Source organism: Phyllobacterium sp. CL33Tsu (genome assembly GCF_900113985.1).
Taxonomy (GTDB): Bacteria; Pseudomonadota; Alphaproteobacteria; order Rhizobiales; family Rhizobiaceae; genus Phyllobacterium; species Phyllobacterium pellucidum.
The window spans coordinates 1-17637 of the sequence record NZ_FORJ01000003.1; the positions used below are offsets into that span (position 1 = coordinate 1).

Below are 17637 nucleotides of genomic sequence, written 5' to 3' on the forward strand. Positions count from 1 at the left end.
AAGGATATTGGGTTTGGCGTCCTGCGCGTGTACCGCCGCCGTGCCAGCCAAAAGGCCACCGGCAACAGCTATCGCTGCCGTCATGCTCTTCAGTGTCGTTCTCATTCTTCTACTCCCTCGAAGGGCCATTGCAGGATGGCCAAGGCGCTGAAAGGACAAGTTCGACGCAAAACGCGGTGATAGAGCTGACAATGGCGATGTGAGCCACGTGCCGCGCGCGCGTCTCTGTTCCCGGTGGCATTTTATGCGAGCCGGGCCTGGGAAAAGAATAAAGCTGTCTTCGATCATTCACGCGACGGTGGCAAAGCCCGATACTGCCTTGCGGGGCATTTGTTCGCGCGTAATCAGCACCATGACGCCGGTGTGGCTGGTTTGGAAGTAATTTACAGTAGTATACGTCTGGCGGACCGCGAGCTGCTCTAGATGCGACACCAGCCTGGATTGAGACCGAACGCACGTTCTTGAGCTTAGAGCGGTCCAGGCGCCCTAGATAATCCGCAAACGCGTCGAAACGCCAGCCTCCCGTCGGGCTCGAGCACGAAGGGGTCGCGTACGTGATGTAAGCAACTAACCGCCGACGAACGTGACCGTCTCGGCGAGTGGCGCGCGGCCTGTACGGGGGTAATTCACCGTGGGGTCTTCGTAACCTATCGACATGCCGCAGAAGAGGATGAGACCTTCCGGAGGTGACAGGGCCTCCGCGACCGACTCGCGAACCTGCGACCACGCCATCTGCGTGCAACTGTGCAGTCCTTCGGCGCGGAGCAGTAACATCACGGTCTGCAGATACATGCCGACGTCAGCCCATTGGGGCAGGCCCAGATCGCGGTCGATATAGCAGAACAGCGCGGCCGGCGCACCGAAGCAGTTCCAGTTGGCAATGGCTGCCCGCTGGCGCGCCTCCCAGTCCTCGCGCGCAATACCGAGCGCGCTGTAGCGCTCCTTGCCGAAGGCGGATCGCCGCTCGGCGTAGGGGGACTTCAACACGGACGGGTACATCTCGTACTGTCGCTCGTCCCACGGGTCGCCGTGGGCCACGCGCTCGACGGCGTCGGTCTTGAGTTCAGCCAACGGCGCGCCGGTCATCACATAAGTATTCCACGGCTGGATATTCGATCCGGACGGAGCCCACGCCGCGGCGGACAGCACGCGCTCGAGCAATTCTCTCGACACAGGCTCGTCTTTGAATCCGCGCACCGCTCGTCGGGTTGCAACTGCCTCATACACATCCATGATCGCCTCCATAACGCGATGCGTTTTTTACTTTTTTTGCAATGGAGGTTGTAGTCACACCGTGGTCTGGGAGGCCTAGATCAAACGTTTAGCGACCTCATGCGTGTGAGGGCATCGCCACCCACCCTTGGTCCTATCGAGCATCGCCAACATTAGGGGCTTCTATGTTCTTACGCCCTGGCGTTGTCAGCCTGGCCCAGTTCAAGCTGCCGAATTATTTTCATCACCGCAGTTGAAGACCAATTGTCCGCGGATGGAGGATGAAAGGGCGAAATATCCAGAAGGGATGCTATGTCCCGTGAAGTCAGCTTCGGATTGGCTGATCTAAGGCTGGAGACAAAATCGGAGATCCTGGTCGCTTGATCGCGCTTGTCGGGCTTGGGGCGATACCGCTTTCGAGGTGGCTGCATGGCTGTTGGGGTCTTGGGGCAAAGTGATTCGGAGATGGGATTCTGTCGGCTCACGACGATCCACACAACCTGATGCCGAGGGATTCTTGGTGGAGAAGGTAGCGATCATGCACGGCGTCCCATTGGAGCGTCGTGGGACATTTGGTGCCGGTCTAATTCCACGGCGTGCATTAGTGTGCAGTTTGTTCTTTTTCTTACGTTTGGGGTATTGCTAAAAAAAGTCCAGTAATCTAGGGCTTTCAGCGGTTCGGAGTGTAGCGCAGCCCGGTAGCGCACTTGACTGGGGGTCAAGGGGTCGTGGGTTCGAATCCCGCCACTCCGACCATTATCTCCACAATAGGTGTTGAGCAGCTCGTCCCCACGGGCGATTTCGCCGCATGAATTTCGTGGGCAATTCCGCGCGGAAAGTCAGGACAATTCCCTGATGAGTTTCAGTCTGATCGCCAGCGCAAAATCCTCGAACTTTCGTATGTTCATTACAAACCGTTCGGAACCGAGGATGACCCGGTCGTTGTAGTAATCCGCGAGATCGGTCTCTTCATCGGAGATCGCCAGAGCATTGATGGTAACACCCATCTCCTGCGCACGTTGGCGTGCCTGAAGCAGGGAAACCGAGCGCCTCCGTCGTGGTCTCGTCGTTTCCATGCCGTCGCCGGAAATATCTACGATCCGCCGTCTCGCGCACGCATGCGATCCCGACAGGAGCTCGAGCGCGACCCAAAGACCGTCACCTATATCGGTGTTGCCGAAGACCAACCGCTCGCTTTTTTCGATCTCGTCGGCAAACTTTTGCGAAGGCTCGATGCCGTCCATGACGGCCCAGTCGATGATCTGCGCTGGAAACTCGCCGTCTCCCCAAAAGACCGCTGCAACCGCCACGGTGCCGGATGCCCTTATGGCAGACAGGACCTGCCTGTCCCGGAACGCAGCGACGATCGCGGATTTTTGGAATTCGTATTCCTCGTCGCTAATGCTGCCCGAGCCATCGACTGCCAGCACCAGCGCAGTATCGACGCATGCGTGCGACCGCGAAGAAGTGACGATGGCAGCCAAGGTCACCACCGCAAAGAGCAACGCCTTATGCATGGACCACCCCCGTGGTGCGCTCTGACGGAAGCCGGCATCGTAACATGCACGATGGACGAACACTCTCCCCCCAAATGGGTTAAAGGGGCGGGCGACGCATTTTGGCAAGTCGGCAAAAATATTATGAGTGGTTCAAATTGTAGTGGTGCGATTTAGCAATTTAAAAACCTCGGCATTGTACAAGCGCCCTTATGGAACACTCACCAAACTACTACGTCATCGGTCTCGCCAGCATGCTGGTCCTGTGGGTATCGATCCTGATGCTGCTGCGCACCGCGGGCATGTAGCCCCGGGGGAACGTAGACGGCTTGATTCGCCTGCATTAGCGTCGGCCGTCGCTTCGACGTGGCGTTACTTCCAGACTTCGATCTTCGCGATCTTGTTGTCCTTGGTCATCGTCAACTTATATTGCTCGAACCGGGTCTTGTCGTCGCAGGTGACGCGCACGACCGTCGGGCCCATGGAAGACAATACCTTGTCGATATAGGCGTTCGATACCTGATCGCACCAGTATCCTGCGTTGCGGATCGCGCGGGCGGTCCGGCGCTCCAGCATGTTCTTTTCCATCGTTTGCGCCTCAGCCAGGTTTGCGATGCAGAAGAAAGCAACGAGAGCCGCAAAGATGAATTTCATGCTCTAACCCCAAGCAAAAGTGGATCTATTTAGGTGGAGATCCGACCGAACAGGCTATTGCCGTCGCCAAGAAGATGCTCGGCACTATGCCGAATTGCAACGATGTTACTGTAACAACTTTGACGCGGCACTTTATTTGACCGAACATCGGACGGGCAACCAGGGTGCCTCCCTCCGATTGCCCCACCCGAGCGGGCCCGGCAATTGATGGCTGATCTCCCTTGCCAGCATGACCGCTTCGGCGGGCGATTCCGGGTTCGCTCGGGTGCATTGATACAGCAATTTATTCGTAAGGCAGTTCGGCATATTGTGGGGCATAGTGAGAGAAATTTTGTTGGGGGCGGATTGATGGGTAGTGTCGTGTTTCGGGTATGGGCTGCGAGAGCGGCCGCGCTCCTTGCACTGGGCCTAATCGCCTTCATAGGCTGTGCCGCAACTGCCCGCGCGCAGACAGCGCCTGCGCCGCCTCCAGCGAAAGTCGAACAGATTTTGAAGCTCCTCGATGATCCCGAGGTCAAGGCGTGGCTCGAGAAAAAGAATGCCGCGCCGGCAACGGAAGGGTCGATGGGCGCGTCGGCGAATGATTTCATGAAGTGGTCCAACGCGATCCGCGCGCATTTACGTGGGATCGGCGAGGCTATTCCGGAAGTGCCGGGTGAGTTCGAGGAAGCCAGCGACACGATCATGACCGAAGTGCATGGTCGCGGACCGGGGGCCATCCTCGTTCTGTTCGCGGGCTTTGCCGCGCTTGGATTCGGCGCCGAGTTTATTTTCCGACGCCTGGTTGGCCGTGCCCATGAACGCAGCCTTGCCAACGTCACCGAGGCCCGTACCACCGCGCGCCATCACGTAATCGGCAAGGCGATATTCATCGCCATTGCGCCGCTCGTTGTCTTTGCAATCGCCAGCGTCGGCGCATTTCTTGCTTTCACCTGGCCGCCACTGCTTTCCCAGTTGGTTCTACCATTGCTGATTGCGCTCATCGCCTGGCGCGCCATCATGCAGATAACGGCGGTCCTTCTCGGCACGCACCGCGCCTATGCGAGCGACGGCGTGCACCCGCAACTGCGCTTGATCCCCATGGACGACGTCAAGGCGAAATTCTGGTATCCGCGCGTCGGTGCATTTGCCTTCATTTTCTTCGCCGGTTGGGCTTTGGCCGGCCTGATGGACGTTCTGAATTTCACGCCGAACGTTCGAAGTCTTCTGGTCTACATTCTCGGCCTTGGTCTGCTTGCAATTGGGATCGAAGCAGTATGGCGCCGCCCGGAAACGCAAACGGAATCAAAGGTCTATCGTTTAAAGGAATGGTTGCTCACCTTCTACTTGTGCGTCCTTTGGCTGCTTTGGATCGCGGGCCTGGGCCTTTTGCTCTGGGTCGGTATCTACGCGCTCGTGCTTCCCCCGATCTTGCGGGCGACAAGCGCCATCGTTCGCTCCTTCTTCGGGAGCGATGAAGAGGCGGTCAAGTCGCGCAGTGCGATTTTCGAAGTGCTCATGGAGCGCGGCGCGCGAGCCATCGTCATTATCATCGCGGTCGCCTGGCTCGCATCGGTTGCAAGGTTCCGCGCAAGCGGCCTGATGGGCGACGAAAGCGCTACACGCCTCATTCGTGGGGTCTTGAGCGGCGTCGTCATTCTGCTTGCAGCCGATCTTCTCTGGCAATTGGCGAAGGGCTTGATCAATCGGCGGATCGAACGTGCACGCATCGAAGGCGGCGACGAGGCCGAGCTTGCCCGCAGTGGCCGTCTGCTGACACTACTGCCGATCCTGCGCAATTTCCTCGCCGTGCTGATCGTGACTATCGCGGTCATGATGGTGCTTTCCGGCCTCGGCGTCGAGATCGGGCCATTGATCGCCGGTGCCGGCATCTTTGGCGTTGCCATCGGATTTGGCTCGCAATCGCTGGTGAAGGATGTCATCAGCGGCGTCTTCTATATGACCGACGATGCGTTCCGCGTTGGCGAATATATCCAGAGCGGCAGCTACAAGGGCACTGTCGAGTCGTTCAGCATTCGTTCGGTAAAGCTGAGACACCACAGGGGGCCGATCTTCACGGTTCCTTTCGGAACGCTCGGCGCGGTGCAGAACATGAGCCGCGACTGGGTGATCGACAAGTTCTTGATTTCCGTCAACTACGACACGGACATTGCCAAGGTCAAAAAGGTGGTGAAGGGGGTAGGGGCCGCCTTGCTGGACGATCCGGAAATGGGTCCACAGATCATAGAAACCGTGAAGATGAAGGGCGTGGAAGCATTCGGCGACTACGGCATCAACTTAAGCTTTGCCATGATGACCAAGCCCGGGCATCAATCCACCATTCGCCGCCGCGCCTATGCGATGATCCGCGAAGCCTTTGCCGAAAACGGCATTGGTTTCGCTTCCCCGACTGTCCAGGTTGCCGGAAACGAGGATCACTCCGCGACCTCAGCCGCGGCCGCCCGCGACACGTTGAACCGCAAGAAGGCTGCAGAGGCGGCGAAGGCAGCTGAAGGCGAGGGCTGAAGCTCATTTCGGTTCAGGGCGCAATAGTGTCCGCACCGATACGCTTGCGCCGCATGATTACGGCATCGACCGCAAATTCAGCCATTGCCGTTGCATCGCGGTTGCCGATGATGAATGCCGCCCTGACGAAACGTGCGAGCGTATTGAGCTCGGGATCATTCTTGTCGGAAAGGCCGAGCCTCTTGGCGGCATTGTCGAGGGCGAACTGCATGAGTTCGCCGTCCACTTTCGAATAGTTAGGATTGTCATCGTCGAAAAAGGTCAACGGCGGTCCACCCTCGATATTGGCGTCTCGTTTCCCCCCGAACGCCTGGAGAAGATTTATAAATCAAAATGTTTAAATTGCCACAGCCTTATGCCGGAAAACTCGACCTTCGGTTCTGGTAGCGCGTTTCCAGCGCGACGCAGCCCCAGATAATGCCGACAAGCAGCCAGAAATGGCGCCAGTGGTCGGTGTCGATGATATTGCCGATTGCCACATGGGCGACATAGGCGAGATAGGCGCACAGCAAATAGGGCTGCCACGGCCGCTCGCGAAAGAGAATGCGAAGGCCAAATCCGAGTGTCAGCATGGTCAGGGTCAGATAGCTGATGAAGCCGATCCAGCCATAGTCGAGCGAAGCCTTCAGCCAGATATTGTGCGTGTCTTCGCCGAAGATTGGGCCGAACTCGAGTGGACCGATCCCGAGTGGGCGATCGATCGACATCAACAGCCCATACCAATGGCGGGCAAAGCGTCCGAACTGGGCTTCATCATAATCCTGGACCAGCTGCGCGCGCGCCGTGAAGAGCTCGGAGACGCTTGGTATCTGCAGCGCGATGAGGACGGCAAGCAGAACGAACACGACCGCAAGGCCGGCAAGCACGATGATCCGCAGGCGAAATTTCGGGCTGGGGTTGCGAATGAAGAGGACGAAGGCAACGCCCGCGATCATGAACACCGCCATGCCCCAGGCTGCGCGCGAGAAGGAAAGAAATACACCGAGCGTTATGATCAGGATCGGAACGAGCCGGACGGGCAGGGCGCGCAGATCACCGACCAGAACGCCGTGAACCAGCCAGGCAAGCGGCAGCATCAGGAACGGCCCGAAGACGTTGGGGTCCTGGAATGCGCCCATGGCGCGGCCGTAGCGGGTAAATATATCCGCGCCGGGAAACGCGTCGAAATAGCCGAGAATGCCGAGCAGCGACGTGCACACCGCTGAAAGAATGTAGGCCTTGAACATCACCGACAGGATTCGTTCATTGGCATTGATGATGGCGGCGTAGAAAACGGCGGTGAGGCAAAGAAACAGCGATACGGCAATATACATTGGCGCTGTCTTCAGTTCGGGCATCTGGCCCATGGAAATCACGCCGCCGACATTGAATACCACAAGGATCGCCAGCAGCACGGCAACGGTGCGGGACAGCCGAAGGCCGAACAACGCCCAAATGCCGATAAGCCCTGCCATATAGAGTTCGTAGGGCGCCGGCTCGTCGATGACGAAGCCGCTCAGAAACACCCCAAGCCCTACAGCAAACGTCGAAATAAGCCCGATCAGGGCGCGGTTCTTTAGCGCGTGTTTCGCCTTGTCAGCTTCACTCGGGGTTGTGATTGCGCTCAATAGGCGTTGTCCGTGTTGAGGAGGCGGATGGGCGTCAGGAACAGGATCTTGAGGTCGAACCAGAGCGACCAGTTTTCGATGTAGTAGAGGTCGAACTCGGTGCGCATCTTGATCTTTTCATCGGAATCGACCTCGCCGCGCCAGCCATTTATCTGGGCCCAGCCGGTGACGCCGGGCTTCACCCGGTGGCGGGCGAAGTAACCGTCGACGACTTCATGATAAAGAAGATTGCGGGTGTGGGCATAGACGGCATGCGGCCGCGGGCCGACGAGCGAGAGCGTGCCCATCAGCGAATTGAAGAACTGCGGCAATTCATCGATCGAACTCTTGCGGATGAAACGGCCAACGCGGGTCACGCGCGGATCGTCCTTCACCACGGCGTTGCGGGCGGTCGGATCGCACATGTCGGTGAACATCGAACGGAATTTCCACACCTCTATCAACTCGTTGTTGAAGCCGTGCCGCTGCTGCTTGAAAATCACCGGACCCTTACTCTCGAGTTTGATGGCGATCGCCGTGCCAATGATGACCGGGCTGAATATGATAAGTCCCAACAGGCTGAAGAAGATGTCGAAGGCACGTTTTGCCACCGAATCCCAATCGTTGATCGGCTTGTCAAAAAGGTCGATCATCGCGACCGAGCCGATATAGGAATAGGCGCGGGGCCGGAACTGCAGGTGATTATTGTGCGCTGAAAGCCGGATATCGACCGGGAGCACCCATAATTGCTTCAAAAGGGAAAGGACGCGCGCCTCGGCTGTGATCGGCAGCGAAACAATGAGCATGTCGATATGCGCGATACGGGCGAACTCGATGAGTTCGGCAATATTGCCGAGCTTGGGATAGCCGGCGACGACGGCAGGCGAGCGCTTGGCGTCGCGATCGTCGAAGACCCCGCAGATGCGAATGTCGTTGTATGGCTGCTGTTCGATCGACCGGATGAGTTCCTCGGCGGGCTTGCCGCCGCCGACGATCACCGCGCGGCGTTCCATCTTGCCGTTGCGGGCCCAGCGGCGGATCAACCTCGACATCACGAGGCGAAAACCGACAAAGGCGACGAGTGCGGTCACAAACCAGGCCCCGAACCAGAGGCGTGAGAAATCCTCGGAGACCTTGAGGAAGAAACCAGCCAGCGAGATCAGGGCAAAAGCACCGGAAATGCTCAAAACAAGGCGGCCGATCGTATGAAACGGATCGCGCATGACCGCAAGCTGGTAGCTGTCCGCAAACTCGAGAAAGAGGATGCTTAGGGTTGCCGTTGCGAATATCGCCGCCGTGTAGTGCATCAACGAATTCGCAGGCGAGCCGACATAGATGACGAAGACGGCAAAACCGACAAACGCAATGATTGCGAATTCGATCATGCGCATCACACCGCTGATCATGACGGGAGAATTGGTGTTGCGCGCATATTGGGAGGCAATGGCGTGAGCGATGGGGCTCAGTTTAGCATTCTCCTCGACCGGCTTGGCGGGCCGCGAAGCAACGCTGCGCACAGCATCGCGCGAAAACCCGTGGTCGGCTTTTCTGTCTTTCATGATTGACCCTGAAGTTGTAGCGGCCCTCATTAGCACGGATCGCCCTGAAATACAGAAAAGAAACTAACCTTGTGTTGCAAGTGCCGAGACGTACTCGGCCTCCAGGCGCGCGGCCATGTTTGCTACGCCGAATTTCTCGCGAAGGGCGTGTATATCGGGAAGCAGCGTCTTGAACGCAGCCAGATCGTTGATGGCGCGCGTCATGGTTTTCGCCAGGGCCTCGGCGTTCGGCTCGACGAGCGCGAGCGACGTTTCGCCAAGAATTTCAGGAATTCCCCCAACCCGGCTGGCAATGACAGGACGACCGGCGGCGAGTGCTTCCAGCACAATATAGGGCAGGGCCTCGGCACGCGAGGGAATGACCACTACCTTTGCCAGCCTGAAGGCTTCGCGCGCCTTCATGGGCATCAGAAAGCGAATGTGCGGGCTCAAACCGTCCCTTTGCGCCTGCTCGATTACGGCGGCGCGATCTTTGCCATCCCCGATCATGACGGCTTTCAACGTGTGCCCGGATGCGGCGGTCGCTCGCGCGAGCGCGTTTACAAAAATATCCGGTCCTTTCAGTTCTCGGATCTCGCCAATGAAGAGGAAGTCCGCCGCATCGTCGTCCAAAGGGACTGTTTCGAACTCGCTATCCTTGAGGCCATTATAGATCAGCGCATGTCCGCAGCGCGGTACACCGATCTTCTTGGAATAGACGCCTTGCTCATAGGCAGACACGAATATGATCCGGTCGGTCATCCGTTCCAGCAGCCGCTCGACGCTAAAAATGACGCGGCCCTGCATGCTAGCCGGGTCGAAGTGGAGACTGCCGCCGTGAGGCGAATAGAAGCGCGCAACCTTCGAGCCGGTAAGCCGCAGCATCGATCCGAAAAGGCGCGCATAGGTGCCGCCTTTTGCGCCGTGGCCATGGAGGACATCGGGAGCCATCCTGGCGATGATCTTGTAGGTGCGGAACGCGGCAATGGCATCGCCGGGACCGATCTGGCGTTGCATGGCGATCCGCTCGAGGCCAAGTTCAAGCTTGCCGCGCATCTCGTCGAGCAGCGCTTCCTCGAAGGCGCCGCCAGTGGACGCGTCACAGATGACGCCAACCTTGTGCCCCGCGGCCACCTGCGCATCGATGAGGTCGCGAACATGACGGAATATCCCGCCGACGGGAGCGCGAAAGCAGTGGACAATCCGCAGCGATTTCTCGTTCGTCATGACAGGATCAGAAGAACCGTTCGCGCACGTAGAGCGTGTCGCCGGGCAGCACCTGTTCGGAAATGATGACGCGGCCGGTCAGGCTCTCGCCATTGATCTGACGAGTAATGTCGACATCCGCCTGGTTAGCGCGCGGCGTGAACCCGCCGGCAGCGGCAATCGCCTTTTGAGCGGTCATGCCGGGAACGTAGGAATATTGGCCAGCTGCGCCGACTTCGCCCATGATGAAGACAGGACGATATCGGTCGATCTCCACTGCCACGTCAGGATCGCGCAAGAAGCCTTTGCGAAGTTTGGCGGCAACCGCCGCCTCTATCTGTTGTATTGTCTTGCCGCGGGCAGGAACGCTGCCGACAAGCGGAACCGAAATATAGCCGGCCTGGTCTACGCTATAGGTATTGGTGATACCCTCCTGATCGAAGACGGTCAGACGTATGCGGTCGCCGGCATCCAAGACGTACGGCTTGTTGATCGCTGCGTTGAAAGCAGGGGGAGCCGGCCGGTAACTGGCGCATCCACCGAGCGTCATCGATAGCACGCCAATGGCGACCATTAAGATCTGTTTGCTGGACACGGCCTGAACCCTAACGACAGTTGCAACGAGAATTCTCGATTCTTGCTGGGATTATCAATTCATTAGGGTTAATGGCTGGTAAAATATCGGCAAAGGCCGGCGCTTCATGTGCTTAAGAATAGTATGCCTCAATTTGATCATGCATTCGCAGCAGATATTCTTAACGCGCTGGTTACCATAGGCATTTACCATGTCGCCGATCGAAGTGGAGTTGCATGAATGGCCGGGGCGAGCACTGTCGGTAACGATGTAGACATTGATATAGGTGCCTTGTTCGCCAGCCTTTGGCGAAGCAAGTGGCGCATCCTCCTCGGCTCAATTCTGCTGACGGGGTTGGCATTTGCTGCCTTGTCGTCCGTTTCGCCAAAATATCGGGCGGAAACACGGATACTCATCGAGACGCGGGAGTCGATATTCACCCGTCCGACGACGCAGCAGGCGGACGATCGGGCGGTCATCGATCAGGAGGGCATCAAGAGCCAGGTCGAGGTGATCAATTCTTCCGATCTCCTGAAGCGCGTCATCGTCAAGCTCGACCTCGGCAAGAATCCCGAACTTTCCGCTGGAGCCGAGCCATCGGCAATCGGACGCTTCTTCGGCGAGGTGGGTATTGGCAAGAACCCGGACGTAGAGACCCGCGACGACTATATTCTTCAGGGCGTGCGCGATCGGCTTGTCGTCTATGCAGTACAGAACTCACGCGTCATCGTCGTCCAGTTTTCGTCAAAGGACCCGGCGCTCGCTGCCGCGGTCGCCAACGCCATTGCCGACGAATATATTGCCACTCAGCAGGCATCGAAGTCGCAATCGAACGAAGACGCCACGGGCTGGCTGCAACCTGAAATCGACGATCTCAGCAAGCGCGTTAAGGAAGCCGAGGCCAAAGTCGCAGCTTTCCGCAGTTCGTCCGATCTCCTTATCGGCCAGAACAATGCCGTGCTTGCAACGCAGCAATTATCCGAGCTTTCCTCGGAATTGTCGCGTGTTCGTGCCAATCGCGCTGCGACCGAAGCAAAGGCCGAAAGCGTGCGTACGGCGCTTGCCAATGGTGCAGCTGTCGAAACGCTGCCAGACGTGATGGCATCGCCCCTGATCCAGCGGCTGCGCGAGCGGCAGGTGCAGCTCAACAATGACATTGCCGACCAGTCATCCACGCTTTTGAGCGGACATCCGCGCATCAAGGCATTGCGCTCGCAGCTTGCCGATCTCAACCAGCAGATCCGGCTCGAAGCCCGCAAGGTTCAGGGCTCGCTCGAAAGCGAGGCTGAGACGTCGCGCCTGCGCGAAGCCCAACTGATGCGCTCGCTCGATGAATTGAAGGCGCAATCGTCGAGGGCCGGCGAAGAAGAGGTGGAGTTGCGCGCGCTTGAGCGCGAGGCCACAGCCCAGCGACAATTGCTCGAATCCTATTTGACCCGCTACCGCGAGGCCTCGTCGCGGATCGACCGCAGCTCGATGCCCGCGGATGCCCGCATTTTTTCACGGGCCGACCGGCCAATCGAGCCCTATTTTCCGAAGATCATGCCAATGACCGTTGCGGCATTCGTCGCCTCGCTGCTGTTGCTGAGCATTTTGACCCTGCTGCGTGCGCTGTTTACCGGAGCGGCCCTGCGCCCGGCTTACAATGCGCGGGAGGTCCTCCCGGAACCCGTGCCTCCCGCACTCCCGCTCAGTCCGGCGACGCTCGCGATTTCAGGGCCGGAAGAAACCCCGCGGCCAGCAATCGAACCTCCGGCGAAGGAGGCACTCACTGTTCCGGTTCAAGCGGACCATTCCGGAGTTGCCAATGTGGCCGCCCGGCTGATGGCAAGTGGGGCGGCGCGAGCGGTCGTTGTTTCCCCGGAGGGTGATGAAGCTTCGGCCCTGACCATACTGCTGGTCCGCGAGCTTGCCGACCGCGGCGTGCGGGTCATCCTCATCGACATGACCGGCTCCGGCGAGATTGGCCGTTCCATGCTTGATGAGAAGAACCTTCCGGGCATTACCAATCTGCTCGTATCCGACAAGCATTTCAGCGATGTGATCCACCCCGATCACTATTCGCAGGCCGAGGTCATTCCGCTTGGCAATCACGACCCGGCCAAGGCGATGCAATCGGTGGGTCGCCTGCCCATGATCCTCAATGCCTTGCAATCGGCATATGATCTTGTGGTGATCGATGGTGGTGCGGCCACCGTCAAGGAGTTGAAACATATCATAGCCGACGGCACCGAGCTTATCCTCTGCGTCGTCGACCCCGATGATCCTGATGTGGTTACGACAGCAAAGGCGGTGTTTGACGCCAAGCTCCTGCAGCCGGAACTTCTGACGGCATTCAACAAGGAACAGTTGCGGCTCGATGGCGGAAGGATTGTTCGCTCTGCCTAGCGCTCGGCCCTGCTAGGATTGGCCGCGGAGCTTGGCGCGGGCCGTCTTGACCATCGCCCAGACTTTTTCGTTCTGCTTGATCCGGCGCACCACTGAGCCGCGTGCACCGAGATAGAGCGAGAACAAGCGTCCCTTGGCAGTCAAGCTGATGTCATTGTCGTAGGTTGGCGTCTCGATTTCGCTCCAGCTGCGCTTGTACGGCTCGTCCCCGATGCCGAAACTATAGATGGCGAGATCAGAGCCGCAGATCTCCTCGATATCCTTATAGAACAGGAATTCACCCGGGCTCGTACTGACGAGTTCGTCGTCGGCGATCCCGACGAAGTCGATGAAGGTCATTCCCTTGGCGTGAGATTTGCCGAGAACCGCCCGATATTTGCCTTTGACTTCCAGAGCCCGCAACTGAAAACGCGGCGAGGCGGCATTTGTTTCGTCGGCAAACAAGTGGTGAAAAAACTCCTTAACGCCCTTCGGCTCATAGGTGTTCGTGATGCCTGCCCGCGCCAGGCGATCAGACTTCCAGGCAAAATAATCGTCGAGCATGTTCCTGCTTTCGGCGGCGCTGGCAGCCGTGACGATCTTGAAGCCCCCTGCGTCGTCATAGCGCCGGACCACGTGCCGATGCTTCTTCATCTTTCGCTTTGAATTGTGGCGGTTGAGGACGGTCTCGAAACTGCCATCAAGCCGGATGGCGAGGCTGATATTGGGGTTTGTGCGATGTTGCAACTGCATAAGTGGATTGGCAGCCCCGGCAAGCTCGGGGAGCTGGCGTGACAGCGTAACGATGTCGATGTCGGGCCTCGCCCTGTGCAACGCCTGAAAGAGACCGTTGAGATCGTCTTGAGTGATCGAGAGCGTGGGTAAAAGTGCGGGAAAATTGCAGTTTGCGTGGGGTCCGCCGACATAGCACGCAATGCGCAAGCTTCCTCGTCGCTCGACCTCCAGCGGCAGGAGGAGTACAGGGGCGCCGTCCATTAAAAGTGCCGCAACGAGACAATCGGAATTGGCGGATGATTGCCAGCAGGAGAACCACTGTGCAGTCTGCGCAGCGCCCGCGAGAAACTCACCTGCAAAGGCATTCCATAAAGTCGTTGCTTCGCTGGCATCGACAACGATTCGAGGCACAAGCCGGGAAGGAGCCATATTGTTTTCCGTCGGGGAGAAAGTTAAAGAGGACTCATTGATCAGTATTTTTTAAACATTTAGGTTGCATGAATTCCTGAAAACAACCCTCCGATTATTCTTGATTAGCGTAAATTGGTGAAAGAATGGTCCACACGGCTGATTTATTACGCAAAGCCGTGATGCGACTGGCTTGGCATAGTGGTTTCGCGCAAGGCGCGCGCAATCGCTTTGGCGGGCTTGGTTCGATCATCATGCTGCACCGCGTCCGTCCCGATTGCATAAGTCCGCTCGGTGTAACACGCTCGCTGTCCATCACCCCCAAATTTCTCGACGAGATTCTTGTCTCGCTAAAAGCGGAGGGCACCGAGTTCGTGTCGATGGACCAGATGGCCGATCGCGTTCAGAACGGCGTTCGCAGCGATCGGCGTTTTGTCGCGGTAACGCTTGACGATGGCTACAACGACAATCTTAACCATGCATATCCCGTGTTCCAGAAGCATCACGTCCCATTTACGGTCTATGTGGCGCCGGGCTTTATCGAAGGCGCAGCGGTGCTCTGGTGGGAAGTCGTCGAAAAGCTGGTCGCGCAGACGACACACATCAAGGTGCCGGGAGGGCCGGAGTGGCGCTGCTCCACGGTCCTTCAGAAACGCGCTGCTTTTCATGGCCTTATGCGATATTTCTCATATACATTGACGGAACTGGAGCAATTGCCTGTACTGCGCGAAATGTGCACCGAAGCCGGTATATTGTGCGGCGTTGCGGCAGATCAGGACGTCATGACCTGGAAGGAATTGCAGCAAATTTCGGCCGATCCCTTATGCACGATCGGCGGCCACACGGTGCACCACTACAACCTCAAACGTCTGACCGCCGGCATGGTCGCCCAGGAAATGCGCCAATCGGCGGATATGATCGGCGATCATCTCGGCAAGCGCCCTGTCCACTTTGCATTTCCCTACGGGTCCGCCAAGGCGGCGGGCAGGCGTGAAGCCGAGATAGCGAAAGATGAGGGCTTCGTTTCGGCGGTGACGACGCGCCATGGCACGATCCATGTCGAACACCGAACCAATCTGCATGCACTGCCACGCATATCGATCAACGGTCGCTTCCAGAAACTCGTCTATGCCCAGACGATGATGAGCGGGGTGACGACACCCATTGCCAATGCCGGGCGCAGGGTTGTGCAGGGCGATTAAGGACGCGCCAGGCTCAGGCCTTCTTCTTCGGCGCCTTTTCCATCCAGCTGATGATGAACATTGCCGGGACGACCCACAATATCCCCGTGCCAAAGAAATAGAGGAGATGGATCCAGGGGCTGGCATTGGCGAGGAGGGCAACCGCGAAGACCGTCGCGATGATGGCGTAGACACATACCAGCGCCACGAGCAGAAATGTACCAATAAGTTTCTTCAGCCGGACCGGCATCGCATTCTCCAAGTTCAGCGCTTCCTGTAGCGCCTAAAAACCGGATCGGAAAGCCAAAAAGCCCGCCATACTGGAAAAACGCGACGGCGTGTCGCGCGAACCCAGCTTGTCTTCGCCACCTTTATGCGGCACCTATCCGCGACCGACAGGAGTATGCGATGACCGATCAGACAATCAGCGCCGGCGCGATCAGCCTCATTCAGGATCGCGAAGCTCGCAACCGCCAGTACGTGCGGATCTGGCTTTATCTGGTCCTTATTGTCCTCGCCACGATCGTCATCGTCGGCGGAGCCACGCGCATGACCGGCTCCGGTCTTTCGATCACAGAATGGAAGCCGATCCACGGCATCATTCCGCCCCTCGGTCACGACCAGTGGATCGAGGAATTCGACAAGTATCGCCAGATTCCCCAGTACGAACGGCTGAACAAGGGCATGAGCCTTTCCGAGTTCCAGCAGATTTTCTGGTGGGAATGGGCGCATCGCTTTCTCGCACGCAGCGTCGGCTTTCTCGTCGCCTTGCCGCTTGCCTTCTTCTGGCTCACCGGCCGTCTGGAGCGCCGCCTGAAGCCGCGCATGGTCGGTATCCTCGCCCTCGGCGCGCTGCAGGGTGCGGTTGGCTGGTGGATGGTGGCGTCCGGGCTCGTAGACCGCGTCGACGTCAGCCAATATCGTTTGGCCACCCACCTGACGCTCGCCTGCATCATCTTTGCGGCGGTAATGTATGTGGCGCGGGGTCTTGCCGTATATTCTGAGGCCCCGGCGGAGCGCGCGATCCAGCGCTTTGCCGGCTGGTTTGTCGTATTGGTATTCGTCCAGATCTACCTTGGCGCGCTCGTCGCGGGTCTCGACGCGGGACTATCCTATAACACCTGGCCGCTGATGGATGGCTCGATGGTTCCGGGCGATCTTTTCCCGATCCAGCCGATCTGGCACAACTTCTTCGAGAATCCGAAGACGGTGCAGTTCGTCCATCGGTGCTTTGCTTATTTCGTCTTCCTCGTGGCGATCGGGCAGGCCGTCTCAGTCAGCCGCAGCGCACCGGGCACGACCCACGCACGCCGCGCCGTGCTTCTCGCGGTGATTGTCGCGCTGCAGGCGGCGATCGGCGTCACGACGCTCTTGATGATGGTGCCAATCGGCCTTGGCCTTCTTCATCAAGGCTTTGCAATCGTTCTGCTCGGGTTTTCGGTCGCGCACTGGCGCGCCACAAAGGGCAGCTATCCACATGAGACCGAGGTAATCGCGGGAAGATAGCTGATCATCGCGCCCAGAGTTGTGCGACTTCGCGGAATTCGTGGATGACGGCGTCGGCGTGCAGCAGGATCAGTCCGTCCGATTGGGCTTGTGCCACGAGCATGCGGTCAAACGGATCGGCATGGGCCCATTCGAGCCGGCCCGCCAATTCTGCGTGTGCGGTCGACATAGACAGCGGCAAAAAGCCGTTAGCTTCGATGGCGGCGTGGGCTGAGCCGTTGAAGCGCAATTTACCCTTGGCGCTCTTGATTGCGATTTCCCAAACGGATGCTGCGCTTACATAGACTGTATTATCAGGGTTTGCGATGACCGCTCGCGCCGTAGCGCCCATCTCTGAGGCCCCGGCATCCCACCAGAGAAGCACGTGGGTATCGAGCAGAAGGTTCATGCGTTGCCGCCACTGAAGAGCTCGACAGTCTGATCATCCACAGCGTCGAAATCCTCCGCGATATAGGATATTCCGAGTGCCTTTGCCGGGTGCCGTGACTGTTTCTGTTTCGGCAATGGTCCCAGTCTGGCCAAGGGCACGCCGTTCTTGGCGATCACCACTTCTTCACCAGCCGCTGCACGGTCAACAAGGTTGGAAAGATTGGTTTTTGCGTCATACAGATTGACTTTGTTCATTGACGGCTTCCTCTTGACTAACTTGACCAATGTAAGGCCCATAGG

At 58.2% G+C, this 17637-nt stretch carries 16 protein-coding genes and 1 tRNA gene; 5 read left to right on the forward strand and 12 right to left on the reverse strand.

Annotated elements, in window-relative coordinates:
- Window positions 1–567 precede the first annotated feature (567 nt).
- A complete protein-coding gene (locus tag BM074_RS12690) occupies window positions 568–1233 on the reverse strand; it encodes a nitroreductase (RefSeq protein WP_091922990.1) in 666 nt (221 codons plus the stop codon).
- 658 nt (window positions 1234–1891) lie between these two features.
- On the opposite strand from BM074_RS12690, the gene BM074_RS12695 reads away from it, so the two are divergent.
- Window positions 1892–1968, forward strand: a tRNA-Pro gene (locus tag BM074_RS12695).
- A gap of 83 nt (window positions 1969–2051) precedes the next feature.
- Here BM074_RS12695 and BM074_RS12700 read toward each other — a convergent pair.
- Window positions 2052–2729, reverse strand: coding sequence for a DUF1194 domain-containing protein (locus BM074_RS12700; RefSeq protein WP_091922460.1), 678 nt, complete (start codon window positions 2727–2729; stop codon window positions 2052–2054).
- 351 nt (window positions 2730–3080) lie between these two features.
- Entirely contained in the window at window positions 3081–3362 is a 282-nt protein-coding gene (locus tag BM074_RS12705) for a hypothetical protein (protein ID WP_091922462.1), read from the reverse strand.
- Window positions 3363–3710: 348 nt separating this feature from the next.
- On the opposite strand from BM074_RS12705, the gene BM074_RS12710 reads away from it, so the two are divergent.
- Window positions 3711–5867: a mechanosensitive ion channel family protein gene (locus tag BM074_RS12710; protein ID WP_091922463.1), complete on the forward strand. Its 2157-nt coding sequence runs from the start codon at window positions 3711–3713 to the stop codon at window positions 5865–5867.
- A gap of 13 nt (window positions 5868–5880) precedes the next feature.
- Here the strand turns inward: BM074_RS12710 and BM074_RS12715 are convergent, their stop codons facing one another.
- The 5 genes from BM074_RS12715 to BM074_RS12735 all read right to left on the reverse strand — a co-directional run bounded on the left by BM074_RS12715 (window position 5881) and on the right by BM074_RS12735 (window position 10771).
- Window positions 5881–6132, reverse strand: a complete 252-nt coding sequence (locus BM074_RS12715; protein WP_091922464.1) for a hypothetical protein — start codon at window positions 6130–6132, stop codon at window positions 5881–5883.
- Window positions 6133–6220: 88 nt separating this feature from the next.
- Window positions 6221–7474 carry an O-antigen ligase family protein gene (locus tag BM074_RS12720; RefSeq protein ID WP_244532847.1) on the reverse strand — a complete coding sequence of 418 codons (1254 nt, stop codon included), beginning with the start codon at window positions 7472–7474 and terminating at the stop codon, window positions 6221–6223.
- Window positions 7471–9012, reverse strand: a complete 1542-nt coding sequence (locus BM074_RS12725) for an undecaprenyl-phosphate glucose phosphotransferase (protein WP_091922466.1) — start codon at window positions 9010–9012, stop codon at window positions 7471–7473. Before BM074_RS12725 ends, BM074_RS12720 begins: the two co-directional genes overlap by 4 nt.
- Window positions 9013–9075: 63 nt before the next feature.
- A complete protein-coding gene (locus BM074_RS12730; RefSeq protein ID WP_091922468.1) occupies window positions 9076–10218 on the reverse strand; it encodes a glycosyltransferase family 4 protein in 1143 nt (380 codons plus the stop codon).
- A gap of 7 nt (window positions 10219–10225) precedes the next feature.
- On the reverse strand, window positions 10226–10771 hold the full coding sequence (locus tag BM074_RS12735) for a polysaccharide biosynthesis/export family protein (RefSeq protein ID WP_091922470.1): 546 nt from the start codon (window positions 10769–10771) through the stop codon (window positions 10226–10228).
- Window positions 10772–11011: 240 nt separating this feature from the next.
- On the opposite strand from BM074_RS12735, the gene BM074_RS12740 reads away from it, so the two are divergent.
- The gene (locus BM074_RS12740) at window positions 11012–13159 is read left to right on the forward strand and encodes a GumC family protein (RefSeq protein ID WP_091922472.1); all 2148 of its coding nucleotides are present in this window, start codon (window positions 11012–11014) and stop codon (window positions 13157–13159) included.
- Window positions 13160–13171: 12 nt separating this feature from the next.
- On the opposite strand, the gene BM074_RS12745 is transcribed toward BM074_RS12740, so the two are convergent.
- Window positions 13172–14302, reverse strand: a complete 1131-nt coding sequence (locus BM074_RS12745) for a GNAT family N-acetyltransferase (protein ID WP_091922474.1) — start codon at window positions 14300–14302, stop codon at window positions 13172–13174.
- Between the two features lie 161 nt (window positions 14303–14463).
- Between BM074_RS12745 and BM074_RS12750 the strand changes: the two genes are divergently transcribed.
- The gene (locus tag BM074_RS12750; protein WP_051615128.1) at window positions 14464–15483 is read left to right on the forward strand and encodes a polysaccharide deacetylase family protein; all 1020 of its coding nucleotides are present in this window, start codon (window positions 14464–14466) and stop codon (window positions 15481–15483) included.
- 13 nt (window positions 15484–15496) lie between these two features.
- Here the strand turns inward: BM074_RS12750 and BM074_RS12755 are convergent, their stop codons facing one another.
- On the reverse strand, window positions 15497–15712 hold the full coding sequence (locus tag BM074_RS12755) for a DUF2842 domain-containing protein (protein WP_027232416.1): 216 nt from the start codon (window positions 15710–15712) through the stop codon (window positions 15497–15499).
- Window positions 15713–15870: 158 nt separating this feature from the next.
- On the opposite strand from BM074_RS12755, the gene BM074_RS12760 reads away from it, so the two are divergent.
- Window positions 15871–16968, forward strand: a complete 1098-nt coding sequence (locus BM074_RS12760) for a COX15/CtaA family protein (protein ID WP_091922476.1) — start codon at window positions 15871–15873, stop codon at window positions 16966–16968.
- A gap of 4 nt (window positions 16969–16972) precedes the next feature.
- Here the strand turns inward: BM074_RS12760 and BM074_RS12765 are convergent, their stop codons facing one another.
- Together BM074_RS12765 and BM074_RS12770 are read right to left on the reverse strand one after the other, a co-directional pair.
- Entirely contained in the window at window positions 16973–17356 is a 384-nt protein-coding gene (locus BM074_RS12765; RefSeq protein WP_091922478.1) for a type II toxin-antitoxin system VapC family toxin, read from the reverse strand.
- The gene (locus BM074_RS12770; RefSeq protein WP_027232419.1) at window positions 17353–17592 is read right to left on the reverse strand and encodes a type II toxin-antitoxin system Phd/YefM family antitoxin; all 240 of its coding nucleotides are present in this window, start codon (window positions 17590–17592) and stop codon (window positions 17353–17355) included. The genes BM074_RS12765 and BM074_RS12770 overlap by 4 nt, the downstream gene beginning before the upstream one ends.
- Window positions 17593–17637 lie beyond the last annotated feature (45 nt).